This window comes from Stenotrophomonas sp. YAU14D1_LEIMI4_1 (genome assembly GCF_003086815.1).
In the GTDB taxonomy this organism is placed as follows: Bacteria; Pseudomonadota; Gammaproteobacteria; order Xanthomonadales; family Xanthomonadaceae; genus Stenotrophomonas.
Genome location: NZ_CP025997.1, coordinates 620,584 through 637,482, shown reverse-complemented (window position 1 = coordinate 637,482; position 16,899 = coordinate 620,584). Strand labels below are relative to the sequence as shown.

Annotated in this window: 12 protein-coding genes and 1 pseudogene; 2 read left to right on the top strand and 11 right to left on the bottom strand. The window is 61.5% G+C overall.

Features of this window, described 5'->3' with window-relative positions; translation table 11 throughout:
- The gene (locus C1932_RS02855) at window positions 1–1,200 is read left to right on the top strand and encodes a hypothetical protein (RefSeq protein ID WP_108761165.1); all 1,200 of its coding nucleotides are present in this window, start codon (window positions 1–3) and stop codon (window positions 1,198–1,200) included.
- Between the two features lie 58 nt (window positions 1,201–1,258).
- Window positions 1,259–1,663 (top strand): GtrA family protein, encoded by a 405-nt coding sequence (locus C1932_RS02850; RefSeq protein WP_108761164.1) that lies wholly within the window; start codon window positions 1,259–1,261, stop codon window positions 1,661–1,663.
- A gap of 36 nt (window positions 1,664–1,699) precedes the next feature.
- On the opposite strand, the gene C1932_RS02845 is transcribed toward C1932_RS02850, so the two are convergent.
- The 11 genes and pseudogenes from C1932_RS02845 to C1932_RS02800 form a co-directional block, all read right to left on the bottom strand.
- Window positions 1,700–4,078 (bottom strand): hypothetical protein, encoded by a 2,379-nt coding sequence (locus tag C1932_RS02845; RefSeq protein WP_159094491.1) that lies wholly within the window; start codon window positions 4,076–4,078, stop codon window positions 1,700–1,702.
- Window positions 4,079–4,281: 203 nt separating this feature from the next.
- Window positions 4,282–5,310, bottom strand: coding sequence for a glycosyltransferase family 2 protein (locus tag C1932_RS02840; protein WP_108761162.1), 1,029 nt, complete (start codon window positions 5,308–5,310; stop codon window positions 4,282–4,284).
- Window positions 5,311–5,317: 7 nt separating this feature from the next.
- The gene (locus C1932_RS02835; RefSeq protein ID WP_108761161.1) at window positions 5,318–7,615 is read right to left on the bottom strand and encodes a hypothetical protein; all 2,298 of its coding nucleotides are present in this window, start codon (window positions 7,613–7,615) and stop codon (window positions 5,318–5,320) included.
- A 16-nt stretch (window positions 7,616–7,631) separates the two neighbouring features.
- Complete coding sequence (locus C1932_RS02830) at window positions 7,632–8,741, bottom strand: hypothetical protein (RefSeq protein WP_234412357.1); 1,110 nt, start codon at window positions 8,739–8,741, stop codon at window positions 7,632–7,634.
- A 140-nt stretch (window positions 8,742–8,881) separates the two neighbouring features.
- Window positions 8,882–10,450 carry a glycosyltransferase family 2 protein gene (locus C1932_RS02825; protein WP_325051532.1) on the bottom strand — a complete coding sequence of 523 codons (1,569 nt, stop codon included), beginning with the start codon at window positions 10,448–10,450 and terminating at the stop codon, window positions 8,882–8,884.
- 316 nt (window positions 10,451–10,766) lie between these two features.
- Window positions 10,767–11,699, bottom strand: coding sequence for a wsae (locus C1932_RS02820; RefSeq protein WP_234412356.1), 933 nt, complete (start codon window positions 11,697–11,699; stop codon window positions 10,767–10,769).
- Window positions 11,700–12,014 (bottom strand): annotated as a pseudogene (locus tag C1932_RS19995) (methyltransferase domain-containing protein); the annotation flags it as partial. It abuts the gene before it with no gap.
- Window positions 11,995–13,227, bottom strand: coding sequence for an ABC transporter ATP-binding protein (locus tag C1932_RS02815; protein WP_234412287.1), 1,233 nt, complete (start codon window positions 13,225–13,227; stop codon window positions 11,995–11,997). The gene C1932_RS02815 and the pseudogene C1932_RS19995, both read right to left, overlap by 20 nt.
- On the bottom strand, window positions 13,224–14,006 hold the full coding sequence (locus C1932_RS02810) for an ABC transporter permease (RefSeq protein WP_108761160.1): 783 nt from the start codon (window positions 14,004–14,006) through the stop codon (window positions 13,224–13,226). Before C1932_RS02810 ends, C1932_RS02815 begins: the two co-directional genes overlap by 4 nt.
- A 3-nt stretch (window positions 14,007–14,009) precedes the next feature.
- The gene (locus C1932_RS02805) at window positions 14,010–15,194 is read right to left on the bottom strand and encodes a cystathionine gamma-synthase (RefSeq protein WP_108761159.1); all 1,185 of its coding nucleotides are present in this window, start codon (window positions 15,192–15,194) and stop codon (window positions 14,010–14,012) included.
- Between the two features lie 123 nt (window positions 15,195–15,317).
- Entirely contained in the window at window positions 15,318–16,688 is a 1,371-nt protein-coding gene (locus C1932_RS02800) for a pyridoxal-phosphate dependent enzyme (protein WP_108761158.1), read from the bottom strand.
- Window positions 16,689–16,899 lie beyond the last annotated feature (211 nt).

Sequence of the window (16,899 nt, the reverse complement as noted above, 5' to 3'; positions counted from 1 at the left end):
ATGGCCTACAAGAGCAATGACGCACTGACTCTCCCTCAGTTCTGGGCTGAAGATGCCACTGTGTTCTTCACCGACCAGTACGGTCGCGTGCTACCACAACTATTTACCCCCTACGCCGGCTACCTTTTGGTCATTCCCCGACTGGTAGCCTGGATTGCAGCTTGGCTGCCGGTCGCAAAGGCCCCGCTGCTCTACAATGCTGCGGCCATTCTATTGTCGACGATGGCCATAACCTACACGTGCAGCCGACTGCGTAGCTACGTGCCTGCCTGGATCGTAGCGCTGTCGATGCTGGCCGTGCCCACCAATGGCGAGATCTTTGGCACGATCACCAATGTTCAATGGTTCCTGCAGTTCGCGATGGCAGCCTGCTGCCTGGCTCCGGTGGAACCCACGACGTCGCGCGTCACTCTATGGCTTCGCGCCTTCCTCGTCATGCTCATTGCCCTCACGGGTCCATTCTCCACGCTGCTGTTGTTGGTCATCTGCGCAATCACAGCTGTTGGCTGGCTGACCGCGCGAACGCGCATCGACCCCTTCAACGGTGCTCTCTCTGGCTTCATCGCCAGTCGTGATTGGCATTCCATTGCCGCCATGTCAATTGGCGGGATCGTGCAGGCACTGGTCATCATTTCCTATCCAGAAGCTCAACGCATGGTAGGCATGGCGCCGCTGTGGGTGCTGGACACCACGTTCACCGAGTTGGTTCCGTCTCACATCTTCGGCAGCGACTTCCTGACCGGAACTTCCTGGCTACTCCTCTACGGCCTGCTTATCGGCAGATTGCTACTGACACGCAGTGTAGACGGCAATGCCCGACTGACCGTCCTCGGCTTCGTTGCATTCTCTATCGTCGAAACGTTCGTCCCAATGCTGAGGATGACAGATCCGGGGGCGCTCGTTCCGCTCAATGGCGACCGCTACTTCTACCTCGTGAAGGTCGTCTGGTGGTGGGCCGTATGGCTTGCATTGAGTGGTCAGGCCTTGCGTAGCCGAGTCAATGCCACCGCGATGACCACAGCCCTGATCTGTCTATTCGCACTGACCAATGCGCAGCACCTTCGCCGGCAACCGTTCAAGGACCTCGACTGGAAGGGGCAGTCGGTGCAGCTAGGCCAACCGGGTCCTCATGCCATACCCGTCAATCCCTACGACTGGAAGATAGAGGTGGAAACGGCAGCGCCAAGCGAGAAGGAATGACAACAGCTCCACCGGCCCACGGCGCCGTCCGCAGAATCAAGCCAATGACAGAATCAGAATGATCGAACGTACGCCCTCCACCCAGTTCATGCGCTTCCTGATGGCCAGCGGCGTTGCCGCACTGGTCAATGTTGGCTCGCGCATCCTGCTTAGCCACTGGATGCCCTATGTGCCGGCAATCCTACTGGCGTTCTGCCTTGGCCTGATCACGGCATTCTCGCTCAACAAATTGTTTGTATTCAGCGAGTCAAGCAATCGGCTGCACCATCAGTTTCTTTGGTTCCTGCTGATCAACGTGGCTGCGGTAGCGCAGACCGTCCTGGCAAGCCTGATCACCGCACGCTGGTTGCTGCCGGCATTAAAAGTAGATTTCCATAACGAAACCATCGCTCATGCGATTGGCGTGATGATTCCGGCTATTACCAGCTACATAGGGCACAAGCGCCTTTCCTTCCGTCGCTGAGCATTGGCCCCGCTTCAACAAGCGCCCCCGCTACTTTCAGTCGGCCGGGGGCGCTGCCAGCGTATCGGTTCGATGGACGGTCAACAGAGGTGGCTGACACATCAGCCATTGATCACCATCGCTCTGCAGTACCCGGAAATGGGCCTCCGAAGGCAGTCTGCGGACATCTACATAGGCTTCGTAGCCCGAATAGTCGAGCGTTGACTTTCTGAAGTGGGCCGCCACATCCATACGTGGTACGTTTCTGGCAGGTAGAATCATTGTCCGGCCATCAGGCAACATGGCCAGCAGGGAAATACCACGGTTGGCGACTCCCTTCTCGGCGTTCACCGCGGCCCAGCCACGCACCTTGAACAAGCGACCGGGTAACTGCATTGGTTCGGCCGTTACATCCATCCCACTGACTTGCTCGATATTGCAGTTGCCACCTACGGGGTAGGCCTCTGACGGAAGTCCCTCCTTCCAGGTACCGGTCAGAACACGATCTGCGTCTGCACTCATCGGGATGCGCAGTGGCGACAGAGTCAGGCGGTAACTGTCCTTCCACATGAAACGAGTGCCGCTCTCACCGCGCACACTCATCGACACAACCTTGCGTCCCGCGAGAAAATCGTCGCGATAGTGCGAACCCACTGCAACAAAGCCGGTGCCGTCAGTGATCGTAGGGGACAGCAGGAAGCCAGTCGATGCCATCCCGGCAATCATCCTGAAGGAGGTGACATCTCCATTTTCATAGCGCAGACGGAGCACCAGTTCGGGGGCCTTGTACAGAACGGAGTACAACCTACCCAACAGCGTGGGCCGGAAGTCCAGTGTTGCCCAAACAGGCCCTTCAACACCGGGCACGTCGACATCCTGACCGAGCTTGACATCAATTGGTGTGGTGGACTCAGGAGTGAGTGGAACTGCGCTATTTCCCAGGTGTCCAAGGACCGCGTAACCCGAATCCACGCGTTGAGGCCGGAAGCTGCCGAGCAGCTCCAACCAGCTGGCACCGTCTTCAAGCGCCGGATATCGATTATCGATAGTGGCAGCGTTGAAATAGACCTGCGAAGGTGGATTGCGGCGCAGATGTTCCGCATTGGCCTGAACCAATGACGGCGTGTAAGCGGAGTAGCTCTGCAGGACAGGCCGAGGTTTCCACTTCAATTCCTTGGCAACAAGGATATGGCCAAGCTCATAGGAGTAAAGATCTACTTCTCCGCTCTCTGAGGAGAAGGGAGACTCTGCACGCAGTTCTTCGATACGGCGCTGATACTCACGCCCCATGGCACGCGTGTCGGTCAAGCGCAGCCAAAGGCCTTTCGCAGGCATCGTCACAGCATCGCCGAGCTTGGCGATTGCCTCTCTCGGCTCGGGCGCGCCATATGAGAACACGATGAGTGATGAACCGAGCAGGCCGACAGCAAGCGCAGCAATTCCTCGACCACGCTCGCCACTAGGAGAGATGCAGATCAGCAGCCCAAGCAGTAGCAGACCAGTGGATGCAATCATCGCATGCGCTTGGTCACTTCTGACGAAACCCGCTTTGAAGGTGACAAACAGATAGAGGACCGCCAAGACCGGCGCATACCATCTGCCACGGAGATCGCCCTGCGCTGAGATTGCTACCAATGCCGCAGCCGTTACCAAAAAGAGCGCCAGACTCGTCCAGCCTAGTCCGCCAGAAGAGGACATGCCATTGGTGTAGCCGGACACGATCGGCGCTTGGGCGATGAAATAGCCTGGTAGATCAGGCAGGGACTGGCCCGAGATCAGCCATGCCGCTGGCAACGCAATCAGCTGTGTGATTCCAATTGTGATCGCAGCCCGTGGCGAAGTTCGCCAGCACAAGACGATGGCCATCAGGCTGGCACCCGCCGCAAGCAGACTGAAGCTACCTTTCACCAACGGTAGGAGTGCGATTGCAACAGCAAGCAGGCAGAGGATTCCGACGCGTTGGCTCCCGGACTCATTTCCTCGCACGACGGCCAGCGGAAGCAACAGAGGAAGCAGCATCAATGTCGCGTCTCGCCAGCCGCTTCCGTAGGGCTGCCAGATCAGACCAATGACCAGGGGAAACAACAACAGGAGGATTCGACGTCGAGGCGCAGCAACCTTGAAGATGCCGACAGCCATTGCGACGGCGATCAAGAGTGATCCCCCCACCATCAAGCCATCAGTGCCAGGGTGATACACGTTCGTATAGACAGATGCCCACGGACCAAATGTAAAGATGATGTCCTTACCGAAACGCAGGTGCTCAACCGTCGCGACATTCATCGCGAAGGTGGCAGAGCCATCCAAACTAGAGTTTGGCATGGGCGTAGCGAACGGCGTCAGCAGCAATACCAGCAATAGCCCGCTGATGAGCGAAGCCACCAACCCCCACTTCGTCAAAGCCGATATGTGAGCAGGCGTTTGGGAGTTATCCATGGCACGTCCAGAGAGTACGAATTTATGGCGATCAGCGGCAGGCGTGTGGTGCCAGGAAGAGCCAGGATGCCTTGTGACCAATCACATGCACACCACTTCCCGGCGATTCGCGTGGCGATGGTAGCAGGAGTATTGCTGCTGCGACCATCGTGGAGCGCCATCGCGGTGCGGCCGGCAGTCAGGGAAAGCCGAGCCCGGACGCGTCAACGACGCAACCCCATCAATGATCGATGGACCGGCGTAACGGGTTGATTGGCGATGTCGTAACTGAGGAATGCGAGCATGAACTGAAGACCGCTGACAATCGCGATGGCGGGAAGCACAACGGTTCCCACCGGCGCGGACACGCCAGTCCCCGCAGCGACAATCCAGTTCCAGCCGCCATACAGGGCACCGCCCCCAAGTAGAACGAATGCAGCGACCAGTTCGAGCGAAGCGATGGTCAGATCACGCAGGTAGTAACGATAGGCGATTCGTTTGCAGAAATTTCTGGCATGCTTGAGCGCGAACTCACCAAGTACTTGGCTAATCTTCAGATTGCTCACTTCGTCGCCATAGCGCGCATCCATGGGGACATCCTGAACCACCGCCTGCATTGCGTTGAGCCTGAAAAGCAAGTCGGTCTCAAAGAAATAGCGCGTACTGATCGCTTCCATCGGCAAGCGTTGGGCAACCGCCGCATGGATGGCGGTGTAGCCATTGGTCGGGTCAAACAGCCGCCAATAGCCACTGGATGCCTTGGCCAGAAACGACAGCCCCAGATTTCCGAAGCGGCGAAGCAAGGGCATCTGACTGATCTGGGAGAGGTCCCAGAAGCGATTGCCCTTCGTGTAATCGGCTTCACCATTGAGAATCGGCGCAACGAACGACGGAAGCAGCGTCGGATCCATCTGGCCGTCGCCATCGATCTTGACGATGACGGCCATACCGTCTGCAGCTGCTTGGCGGTAGCCGGCCATGGTTGCACCGCCTACCCCCTGATTCACTTGGTTGTAGAGCACCCGGACGCGGGGGTCGGTGTTGTTCTGCTCAATGAAGCGGCCAGATTGCTCCGGACAGGCATCATCGACGCAGTAGATCGTATCCACTTCAGGACCGATCCCGGCGATGACCCCCAGAATATGCCGGGTGACCTTGTAGCTGGGTATGACCACAGCAATTGCCTGCACTCCCCGCTCCGGCGCGCTATCTGACTGCCCGACCACGTCTCTCTCCTCTTCGTTATTGCCCATCTTGACCTCAAGGATCCAGTCGGTAGAACGCGAGCCCATCTGGACCAGTGGCAACTGGCTTACCAGTTGCGCCCAACTGCCGGTAGCCGGTCAGACAGTACTGCCCATCCAGCACCCTCTCATCCCCTTGCCCCTCCCAGCGATGCACCAGGAGGTGGGTTACGCCGGCATTTCGCAGGATCTCACGGGTCTGCCGCACTTGCGAGCGGCAGAACATCGAGCGCAGATCCTTGGCAAAGAACCCATAGCCAGAGCCGAGCCTGACGTTGAACAGATAATCGCGGCGCGCAAACGGCAGGTAGGGGGTTACGTACATGGAGGGCAGAACCCAGTCCTCACGGCCATTTAGAACAATGGCATAGGCTGGCGCAAGCACTACGGCGTCATCTGGCAGCGCGCGCTCGGCAGCTTGGAAGGCGCGCACATCTGCCTCGTCAATCGGGAAGGTCCATCCCTGATCTGCAGGTGTCACTCCTTTGATATCGATGCTGATGAAACTGATGACTACGGCGAGTGCTACCACCGCGATCACACATCGGCCAATCAGGTCCATTGCCCTACCCTGCAGCAGGCGGGACATATGCGATTGAAGCAATGCATCGACCGTGAGCGCCAGTGTCGCCAGCATTAACGTCCACTGCAGGAACACAGCATACATGGCCAGCAGCCCAACGTAGCGCTGGGTATAGGTACTGAGTAGGCTCGCTTCCAGCGAGTCATGCCCCAGCGTCAGAGTAACGATGTTGGAAGAACGCAAGGCCACGGCTACCGCGACTGCCAGTGCGAACTGGCCAATGACCAACAAGCCAAACGCCTGCCGGCTACGGATCGAAGCGGGAGCGATGGTCAGCATCGCAATGCCCACCAAGAAGGTGAGCATGGCCAGTGGGCGAGTCAACGGCAGCACCGAATGGGCGACCACCTGCTGTGAGTCGGGCAGGTACTGCCCCCCGATTGAAGGCTGCGGACCATGCCACAACTCCCAGGGAAGCACCTGCCATAGGCGATCGACCAACTCAGCCGAGGACCGCCCCAACTCTGCCGGAGCCACCAGCAAACGAAGTCCCAACGTGTTTTCGACGAACTGACGCACTACTGCCGAGGCCTCGGCCAGCAATTGCAGGTAATAGGGATCCGTCACCAGCAGCAAGCTCCCCAGTACTGCCCCACCCAGCAGGCCAAGTAGTGGTAGGCCGAGTTTGCCTCGCCAGCCTTCCACCCGGAACCACAGAGGAAGCGTCAACAGCAACCAAGTCGGGACTGAGAAGCTGACAAATCCAATCGCGAGCGAAGGATTCAACTTGGCTGCCATCGCTCCGGCGATCGGTAGACTGAGCCAAGCCAGCAGCCAAGGCCGACCACTCTTTGCTGGTTCCAACCAGCACAGCATCGGGCAGAGCACTGGAAACAACAGCGTGGAGATAGCCGCCAATCGACCGGTGCTGTTGAGATCATCTACCGGATAAAGGAAGCTTGTGCCGCGCAGGATGCAGTATCCCAGGACAACCACCAGCAGGATTGCCCAAGCGCGAGACATCGTCACTGACAGCTGCCGTTGGCGCATCCACAGAAGTACTACTTCAGCAATGGCGAAGATTGCCAAGGTGGCCTGCAGAACTGGTTGGATTTTGACGAATGGGCCGATATGCAGCCCGAACCCCGGCCACGCCCACAGCGCGGACAGCACGTGCAGCATCTTTGGATACTTTTCCAGCCATACCGTATGCCCGGCCGAAAGCTTCGGATAGCCGGCGATAAACTGATCCAGTGCAAAGGCAATGTGCTGGTGTGTATCAAGGCCAAGTGCCCCCGCACGCATCGAATAGTGCGCACCGGCCTTCAACAAGACCATCGCGGCAAGGAGGACGATCAGCAGCCACACAGCGTCTGCGCGGGAGAGAGCATGCTTGAAGGTGCTCAGCTGCTTGCGACGCCACCACAGTGTGCCCACCATCAACCCCAGGATGCCCAGGGGGAGGCCGTAGGGCAGACCCAGCACTTGTGCCCACACCAGGGTCAGCGGCGAAACCAACAGCCAAAGCACGACCAAGGTCACCTGGCCCAGCAAGATGCGGGTGAAAAAAGCTGGGGACGCAGCCAGTACCTCGAGCCTGAACAGACGGGCGCACATATCACCCAACCAGCCCATGCCCGCAAGGGAAATCCCCAGCAGCATCAAGAATCTCGCCTGATCGAAGCTGTGGATAAAGGGCACTGCAAGCAGCAACAGCACCAGCGCGGCCAACGCAGGGGCCGACCGCGGGATCTGGCCGCTTCTCGGCCAGGCAACACTATTCTTGAGCATTACAGGTCCATTGCATTTACGTGGACAGACCCAACGCAGATGCCGCCTCGTCTGCCACGCGGTCAAAGCTACCAACCTGCAATAGCGCATCATCCATGCTGGCGATAACACCCGGGCGCAGATCTCGAGCTTCGCAGAGGTCAACCAGCTCAATCAATGCGTCGCAGATCGCTTCAGGGGTCATTGCATCTAGCGACACTACGTTGGCCGTAGTCTCGTCCAGACGTTTGTTGTCATAGCGATTGGTGACCACGCCCATCCCGAACGCGGCCATCTCCAGCGGTGGATAGCTGGGATGTGGCGACACCATCAAGGACAGCCCCAAGGCCGAAGTGGACAGCAGCTCAGCGTAGGCATCGATATTCAACTTGCCCAGTGCCTTCAGACTGAACGGCCCGAGGTCCAGGTCGGACTGCAACTCGCCAGGCGCAGCGACCTCCCACTGCGCTGCACGCGCGTCTTTCCATCCCCACAGGCGCAATCCTTCACAGATCAACTCAAACGCGTTTCGCGGCGTACCAGGGCGCGCATAGACCACGATGCGGCGATCACGCGTAGCCGGTGCATTGCGGACACGTTGCAGAGCCGGCCGAAGGCCTTCATGCAGCACCGGCTCGAACACGGAGCGCTGCGCATAGCGCAGATCATGCTGCTCGAAGAAATCGGCAAGCAGGCCCGTGTTGAAGACACCAATATCGCGATCGCAGCGATAAGTACTCAATGCCAGCGCGTACTGGCTGGACCACGGATAGAACCCCGGCTCGAAATCCTGGATGAGATAGACCATCGGGCGATCAACGCCACCGTTCTCCCCCTGCCATTGCGACATGCGCTGTGCTGCATACGCGGTCCACCAGGCTGTCGCCACCCAGATGTCCTCGCCGGCAACCGGCAGTGTCTTCTGGTAGCGATCGCTGAACGGTACGATCTGCCGCATCGCAGTGGATGTCTGATCTGCAGGTACCAGCACGTGGTCGGAGAAGCGCGAGAGCGCTTCTTCATCCGGTGAGCTGTCGACCAGAATGATCCGCGATGCAGGGAAGAAGCGGCACAGCTCGCGATAGATCAGCACGGCCGTGTGGATGCCGCCGAAGTAATGCTGCTTGTTGATAGACGGCAGCACCAGGTTCAGCCGCTTGCCCTCCCAGCCATCATGCCGGGGCGTGCACGGGGTGATCTCGGCAACGTGCGTGTTGGGCGTGGGCGCGCCCGGTGCACTCGCATCCAGACGCGCGGCAATGCGCCGCAGCAGATGGCCCAGACGGCTCATTGCACGCTCCCGCGCAGACGGGGCGAGGAGGCCATGTAGTCCAGGTTCGGACTGAAGAACGGATCGCCCTCTTCGCGGTAGGGGGAATACGCTTCGGCCGAACGCACGAAGTCGCTCTCGGGAATCGCACGCGGGTCGCGGGTCTTGGACTCGTGATGGATCATGACCGAACGCGCCACGTAGACCGTGGCAAGGCCGCGGCCGTGTGCGCGCAGGCACAGCTCGACGTCGCTGCCGCAGACAATGAACGACTCGTCGAATCCGCCCAGCGACTCGAACGTGCCACGTGCCACGACCATGCATGCGCCGGTGACCGCAAGGACCTGGCGCTGCAGTACCGGCGAAACGAACAGATTCTGGTTGTGCACGGGGGTTTCACCCTTGAACACATGGTCGGCCCAGCCGCCCATGCCGATCACCACGCCAGCGTGCTGGATGGTGCGGTCGCCGTACAGCAGCAGCGGCCCACACACGCCTACATCCGGCCGCAGCGCATTCTCGGCCAGCCGCTGCAGCCACTGCCCGTCGATGATCTCGGTGTCGTTGTTGAGGAAGACCAGCACCTCGCCCCGCGCTTCGCGAGCGGCCAGGTTGTTCAGGGCCGACCAGTTGAACGGCACATCGGCGCGGATCACCCGGAAGCTTTCGCGGCGGGACATGGCCTCCAGCCACTGCAGGGTTTCCGCTTGGGTCGAGCCGTTGTCGACGACGATGATCTCGAACGCACGGTAATCCGTCTTGGCGTAGAGCGATTCCACACAGGTGCGCAGCAGGTCCAGGCCGTCGCGCGTGGGAATGATGATGCTGGCCAAGGGCCCCTTGTCCGCGTACGGGTAGCGTACGTCGTAGCAGAACAACTGCTCGCCATCGCTTACCTCTGCGCCGGGATGCGTGGCCTGCACGTGCTGCTGCAGCGCGCGGCGGCCGGCGTGGTGCGCGTACGGCTTGGAACCTGCATTGGCCGCGGTTGAACCGGCGTGTGCACGCCAGTGATAAAGCACCTTCGGCACATGCGCGATGGTGGCCCCGGCCGCGGCACAGCGCAGCACCAGGTCGTAGTCCTGCGAGCCGTCGCAGTCGCTGCGCAGCCCTCCCAGCTGCGCCACCAGCGCAGCATCGAAGCTGACCAGGTGACCCAGGTACATCTGCGAAAGGAACAGATCCAGGTTCCAGTCAGGCTTGAAGTAGGGGTGGCGGAGACGACCGTCCTCTCCGAGCACGTCGTGGTCGGTGTACACGACCCCTGCCGAGGTGGCCACATGGCAGGCGACCACCGCCGCCAGCGCATCCGGCTCCAGCAGGTCATCGTGGTCCAGGAAGGTGATCCAGCGCCCCTTGGCCAGCGCTACAGCGGCGTTGGTCGTGGCGGCGATGCCCTGGCGCTCGCTTGAACGCGAAACGCGCAGGTTCGGCAGCCGTCGTGCCAGTTCGTCCAGCACGCGTGCCACATGTGGCTGATCGGACGCGTCATCGTGGATGCACAGCTCCCAGTTCGGGTAGGTCTGTGCTTCGACGCTGGCCACGGCCTCGCGCAGGAACACTTCCGGCGTGTTGCAGACCGGCATGACGATGCTGATCAGGCCTGCATCGGCCGGCACCGCTGCCGGCGCCTGTCCACGCAACCACTCGGCATAGACGTCCGGCGGGGTGGTGGGGGCTGCGGTGTGCGATCCATTGGCGTACGAAAGAATTGCCCGGACCAGATGCCGCGGGCCCTTGCGTGCAGCGCGGGCCAAGGCAGAAAGGATGGTGCTGGCAGAGACACCCTGCCCTTGCGCGCGACGAACGCTCCAGTACATCCCGCGAATCAGATTACCCAGCTTGGACATCACGCATTACCTCGTTGATCCTGTACGGTCACTTCCCTGTGGCTCCATCGTTTCAAGACGCGATCCAACCCACCAGCGCACCGATGGCCAGGCACCCAAGCGCCAACCCCGCCATGGCTGTCTTCCACTTGCGGCGCGAGCGCAGGTAATCGACCGCGCTTTTCTGCAGACGCTGCTCGAGCTCACGCTCAACATCCAGCGCCTGCGCGCGGGCCACTTCCGAGGCTTCCACCAGTTCACCGATGTGTGCCTGGGCGCTCTGCAGTTGTTGCTGCTCGGCGGCCACGCGCGCTTGCAGATCCTGCTCCCGCAGCTCCCACTCATTACGACTGGCGATCCATACAGCATCGGACGCATCCTTGCCCTGCTGCAATTGCTGAGCGTAGGCAGCGGTGGCGCCCCACTCGCGCTTGGCCACGTCAAGATCGTTCACGTAGGCACCGAGCAGGCGTGCGGTGGATTCCCATTCCTTCTCGGAATTGGCAGTACGCACGGCCAGATCCCGCAGGCCCGCAGCAAGGCCCGTCAACAGCGTTGTGGCCTCCGCATCCAATCCGGCGCGGAACGGCGGATTTTCCTGCAGGCGCGCGGCGTCGCTGTGCAGACGCACGGCCACGCAGTACTCGCGGTAAGGCTGGTCGCTGTGGTCGCCTGCGAACACACGGCTGTTGTAGAGGCGATCTGCAGCGCATACCAGCGGTTCCAACTCGGGGAACTTCACCTTGATGAAGTGTGCGCCCATCAGGCTGGACCAGAGTGCCGCATTGCCTTGGCCGAAGCGCAGCACGGTCATGCCGGCGTTCTCGAATGCCGTCACGATCTCGGCGGTATCGACCAAGCCGAATTCCTTATGTTCCTGCAACCAGACGTAGTCTTCGCCGAACAGCTCGCGCCAACGGCCATTGGCATCGACTTCGGCGTCGCGCACCCAGGGCTGGTCCGGCGGGAAGCCGACAATGACCGCGCGGCCGGCCACGCGTGCCATCTCGGCAGCAGCCTTGGCGCGCAACGGGGCGGGAATATGTTCCAGCACGTCCAGCGACACTACTGCGTCGAAGCCCTGGTCCGGGAACGGCAACGCGGTGGCATCGGCCACAACGAAGTCCTTTTCATCCCCTTCCGCATGCAGATCGGTGTACAGGAAGGACGCATCGGGAACGAACTGCCCCAGCAGCCGCTGACGATTGGCCCCTACTTCCAGCACCCGCGGCGCGGACAGATCCAGCGCCTGCAGCAAGTGCGTTGCCGCGCCGTAGCGCTGGTAATGATCAAAGGGAATATCAAGAAGCGTCGGGGTCATGGACCTTCCACTCATGCGGAATATAGACCACGCCCTCACTGAAGTAGGGCGCGGCCACGGTGAAGACGCTGGCTTCGGACAAGTAGTCCAGGCAGACCAGGCCCTTGTCGGTGAACAGGCCGACATCAACACGGTAACTACCGGTCAGCAGCGTCATCGACGGAATGCAGTAGCTGACCCGGTGCGAGCCACGCGAGGTGGGGATCGTCACGCGTTCCAGATAGGTATTGGGGCCAAAGATATGCAGTCCGTCCATGCCCTTGATCGCCACCCCCAGCAGCAGGCCGTCGACCACTTCGTCGCCTACGGTGTAGCTGATGTCCACGGTGAGCGGTTCGAACGGCGCCAGCATGTCGGTGCTCAGCGCAACCGTTTCAAGATGCGCAGGAATGCTGCCGGGCGCGGGCGCCGGGCGCACTTCTGCATCCTGCGACACAGCCTGGTCCTTGCCGAGTTCGTAATCGCGGAAGCGATCGGCTACAAAGCTTGCCTCGCCATGCAGCTTGACCTTGCCGCCTTCCAGCCACAGGGCGGTCTGGCAGAAGCGTTTCACCTGCTCCAGCGAATGCGAAACGAAGAGGATGGTGGCCCCACGCGCGCGGATCTGCTCGATTCGGGCAAGGCACTTCATCTGGAAGCGGATGTCGCCCACTGACAAGGCTTCGTCGATGATCAGTACGTCCGGCTCGGTGTGGATCGCAACCGAGAATGCCAGGCGCACATACATGCCGCTGGAATACGTCTTCACCGGGCGGTCGAAGAAATCACCGATGTCGGCGAAGTCGATGATCGACTGCAGCTTGTCATCGACTTCCTTGCGGCTCAGACCCAGCAGGGAGGCGCTCAGGTAGACATTGTCGCGCCCGGAGAAGTCGGGGTTGAAACCTGCGCCGAGTTCCAGCAGTGCGGCAAAACGCCCGCGGATGCTGACCGAACCGGACGTCGGCCGCACCGTGCCGCACAGGATCTGCAGCAGGGTCGATTTACCGGCACCGTTGCGGCCGATGATGCCAACCGTTTCCCCTTTGGGCACGACCAGATTGATGCCGTCCAGCGCGCGGAACGTGCGGCTGGCGCGGTCACCCGACGGCTTCAGCAGCGAAACAAGCCGGTCGCGCGGATTTGCGTAGACCGGGTAATCCTTGGTGACTCCCAGGACCTCGATCGCCGCATCGGGGTTGCTCTGGATTGCAGCAGTCTGCGGGTTGTTCATAGGACGTCCGAGAAGCCGCGCGAGAGGCGACGGAAGAGTGCATAGGCCAGCATGGCCGCCACGGCGGAAAGCAGGAAGTGGGGCAGCAGAGCTCCCAGATCGGGCGCCGAGTTCTGCACGGTCACCAGACGCAGCTGTTCGATGGGGGTGACCAGCGGGTTGAAGTACACCAGCCCCCTCGCCGCTTCCGGCATCGCATGCGCCGGGAAGAAGATGGGGCTGAGGAACAGCAGCACGCTGCTGAGAATGCCGACGAACTGGCCGATATCACGCAGATAGACACCCAGCGCCGACAGCGACCACGCGATCGCCAGCAGCATCGGCGTCATCTCCAGCAGGATCAACGGAGCGGTGAGGGCCCAGGCCGAAGGAAGGCCAGACTGCCACATCTGCGCGATCAACAGGATCGCTAGGCCAATACCTGCGGTGGTCAGTGCTGCGGCAACCTTTACGATCGACAGCACTGGCAGGGGAAAGACTACCTTCTTAACGAAATTGGGTTGGCCGGCGATTATGCCGGGGGCGGTAATGAGCACCTCGGACAACAGCGTGAACGGTACAAGACCCGCGAACAGCATCAACGCAAAGTCGCCGGTCGACTCGGCACCCGCCCATCGCGCCTTGAACACGCCACTGAACACCAGCGTATACACGCACAGCATCAACAGCGGCTGCAGCACCAGCCAGAGAACGCCCAGGGCGGTGGTGCGATAGCGCGCCGCCAATTCACGACCCAGCAACTGGCGGAACAGGAACAGGATATTCGCGTGCTTCTGCATGGATCAGCGATTCCCCGCCGCCAGCGCCCTTTCCAGGTCCACCTGCAGATCACCCAGCTCTTCCACGCCCACGCTCAGCCGCACCAACGCATCGCTGATCCCCAGCTGCTCGCGACGTGCCACCGGAATCGAGGCATGGGTCATCACCGCCGGGTGGTTCACCAGGCTTTCCACGCCACCCAGCGATTCGGCCAGGGTGAACAGCTCGGTCTTTTCGCAGAAGCGCTTGGCCGCCTCGAAACCACCCTTCAGCACGATCGAGACGATGCCGCCGAAGCCGGCCATCTGCTTGCCCGCCAGTTCGTGCTGCGGGTGCGAAGGCAGGCCCGGGTAGATTACTTTTTCCACCGCCGGGTGCTTTTCCAGCCACTGCGCCAGTGCGAGTGCATTGGCGCAATGCGCCTTCATGCGCAGCGGCAGCGTCTTCAGCCCGCGCAGAGCCAGGAAGCTGTCGAACGGGCCCTGCACGCCACCAATGGAGTTCTGCAGGAACGCCATCTGCTCGGCCAACGGCGCATCGTCACCGACCACCACCATGCCACCGACCATGTCCGAATGGCCGTTGAGGTACTTGGTGGCCGAATGCAGCACCAGGTCGGCGCCCAACAACAGCGGCCGCTGCAGCATCGGCGAGGCGAAGGTGTTGTCCACCACCACGATCAGGCCATGGCGCTTGGCGATGGCAGCCACCGCGGCGATGTCCACGATCTTCAGCATCGGGTTGGTCGGGGTTTCAATCCAGACCATCTTCGTCAGCGGGGTGATCGCCGCTTCGAAGGCGGCCAGATCGGTCAGGTCGACGAAGCTGAAATCCAGGCCGGCGGTGCGGCGGCGCACGCGCTCGAACAGGCGGAAGGTGCCGCCGTAGATGTCATCCATCGCCACCACGTGGCTGCCGGCGTCCAGCAGTTCCATCACGGTGCTGCTGGCGGCCATGCCCGAAGCGAAGGCGAAACCGCGGGTGCCGCCTTCCAACGAGGCCACGCAGCGCTCGTAGGCGAAGCGGGTCGGGTTGTGCGTGCGCGAGTACTCGAAGCCCTGGTGCTCGCCCGGGCTGGACTGCGCGTAGGTGGAGGTGGCGTAGATGGGCGGCATCACCGCGCCGGTGCTCGGATCGGGCGACTGGCCGCCGTGGATGGCCAGCGTGGCCAGGGCCAGCGTGCGATCGGGCTTGGAAGCGTTGGACATTTCGTTTCCTGAATGGCGCCGGTGTTCGGCGCCGTCGAAGGAGCGGGAGTCTATCAGCGCGCCCTTAACGAGCTTTGACGCGGATAAACCGGAATTCAGCGGCAAACGTGCTTGATCGCGCGCTTACTGCACGCGACGACGCAGGAAGTTCAGCAGGTCGATGCGGGTGATCAGGCCCAGGAAGGCGTTGCCGTCCATGACGATGGCCACCTGGCCGCGGTCGAACACCGGCAGCAGGGCCTCGATGGGCGACTTCACGTCCAGCCGGTCCAGCTTGCTGACCATGGCCGTAGCCACCGGGTCGCGGAAGCGCGCTTCGTCGCCATAGACGTGCAGCAGCACGTCGCTTTCATCGACGATGCCGACCAGCTGGTCGCCGTCCATCACCGGCAGCTGCGACACGTCGTACAGCTTCATGCGCTGGTAGGCGGTGGTCAGCAGGTCGTTCGGGGCGATCACCACGGTGTCGCGCTGGCCGTACGGGCGCAGGATCAGGTCGCGCAGGTCGCCGTGCTGCGGGCGCTGCAGGAAGCCGTTGTCCAGCATCCAGTAGTCGTTGTACATCTTGGACAGGTACTTGTTGCCGGTGTCGCAGACCAGCACCAGCACCTTCTTCGGCGTGGTCTGCTCCTTGCAGTACTTCAGTGCCGCGGCCAGCAGGGTACCGGTGGACGACCCGCCCAGGATGCCTTCCTTGCCCAGCAGCTCGCGCGCGGTGTGGAAGCTTTCGGCATCGCTGATGGCATAAGCCTTCTTGACACGGCTGAAATCGGAGATCGAGGGCAGGAAGTCCTCGCCGATGCCTTCCACCAGCCAGCTGCCGGACTTGTCGTTCAGGTTGCCGTCATTGATGTACTCGGCAAGGATGGAACCCACCGGATCAGCCAGCACCAGCTCGGTCTTCGGCGACAGCTTGGCGAAGGCACGCGACAGGCCGGTCATGGTGCCCGAGCTGCCGCAGCCGAACACGATCGCGTCCAGGTCGCCGCCCATCTGCTCCAGGATTTCCGGGCCGGTGCCGAATTCGTGCGCGGCCGGGTTGTCCGGGTTGCCGAACTGGTTGATGAAGTAGGCGCCGGGGGTCTGCTCGGCGATGGTCTGGGCCAGGTCCTGGTAGTACTCCGGGTGGCCCTTGGCCACGTCCGAACGGGTCAGGCGCACTTCGGCGCCCATCGCCTTCAGGTTGAAGATCTTTTCCCGGCTCATCTTGTCCGGAACCACCAGGATGAGCTTGTAGCCCTTCTGCTGCGCGACCAGGGCCAGGCCCAGGCCGGTGTTGCCGGCGGTGCCTTCCACCAGGGTGGCGCCGGGCTTCAGATCGCCGCGCTTTTCAGCGGCCTCGATCATCGACAGGCCGATGCGGTCCTTGATCGATCCGCCCGGGTTGGCGCTTTCGAGCTTCAGGTAGAGCTCGCAGACACCGGTATCCAGGCGCTGGGCCTTGACGATCGGGGTCTTGCCGATGAGTTCGAGGACGGAAGAATGGATGGGCATTCGGGGACTTTCGTTTCGCGCCGCGCAGGGCCGGACCATGGATTATCCGACGGATGGCGCCGAAAGTCAGGCACCGCGATGCGTGCGCTTATGTAGAGCCGAGCCATGCTCGGCTGGGTAGCGGCCACGGCGGGCCAACCAAGGTTGGCTCCTGCCAGAGCGGCCGACCAAGGCGGGCCAACCAAGGTTGGCCCCCACCAAAGCACGGTCA

Bases quoted from the DNA above. Each gene is read 5' to 3' on its own strand.
- C1932_RS02855 (WP_108761165.1), top strand. From the start codon at position 1: ATGGCCTACAAGAGCAATGACGCACTGACTCTCCCTCAGTTCTGGGCT.
- C1932_RS02850 (WP_108761164.1), top strand. From the start codon at position 1,259: ATGATCGAACGTACGCCCTCCACCCAGTTCATGCGCTTCCTGATGGCC.
- C1932_RS02845 (WP_159094491.1), bottom strand. From the start codon at position 4,078: ATGGATAACTCCCAAACGCCTGCTCACATATCGGCTTTGACGAAGTGG.
- C1932_RS02840 (WP_108761162.1), bottom strand. From the start codon at position 5,310: ATGGGCAATAACGAAGAGGAGAGAGACGTGGTCGGGCAGTCAGATAGC.
- C1932_RS02835 (WP_108761161.1), bottom strand. From the start codon at position 7,615: ATGCTCAAGAATAGTGTTGCCTGGCCGAGAAGCGGCCAGATCCCGCGG.
- C1932_RS02825 (WP_325051532.1), bottom strand. From the start codon at position 10,450: ATGCCGGTCTGCAACACGCCGGAAGTGTTCCTGCGCGAGGCCGTGGCC.
- C1932_RS02820 (WP_234412356.1), bottom strand. From the start codon at position 11,699: ATGGCACGCGTGGCCGGCCGCGCGGTCATTGTCGGCTTCCCGCCGGAC.
- C1932_RS02815 (WP_234412287.1), bottom strand. From the start codon at position 13,227: ATGAACAACCCGCAGACTGCTGCAATCCAGAGCAACCCCGATGCGGCG.
- C1932_RS02810 (WP_108761160.1), bottom strand. From the start codon at position 14,006: ATGCAGAAGCACGCGAATATCCTGTTCCTGTTCCGCCAGTTGCTGGGT.
- C1932_RS02805 (WP_108761159.1), bottom strand. From the start codon at position 15,194: ATGTCCAACGCTTCCAAGCCCGATCGCACGCTGGCCCTGGCCACGCTG.
- C1932_RS02800 (WP_108761158.1), bottom strand. From the start codon at position 16,688: ATGCCCATCCATTCTTCCGTCCTCGAACTCATCGGCAAGACCCCGATC.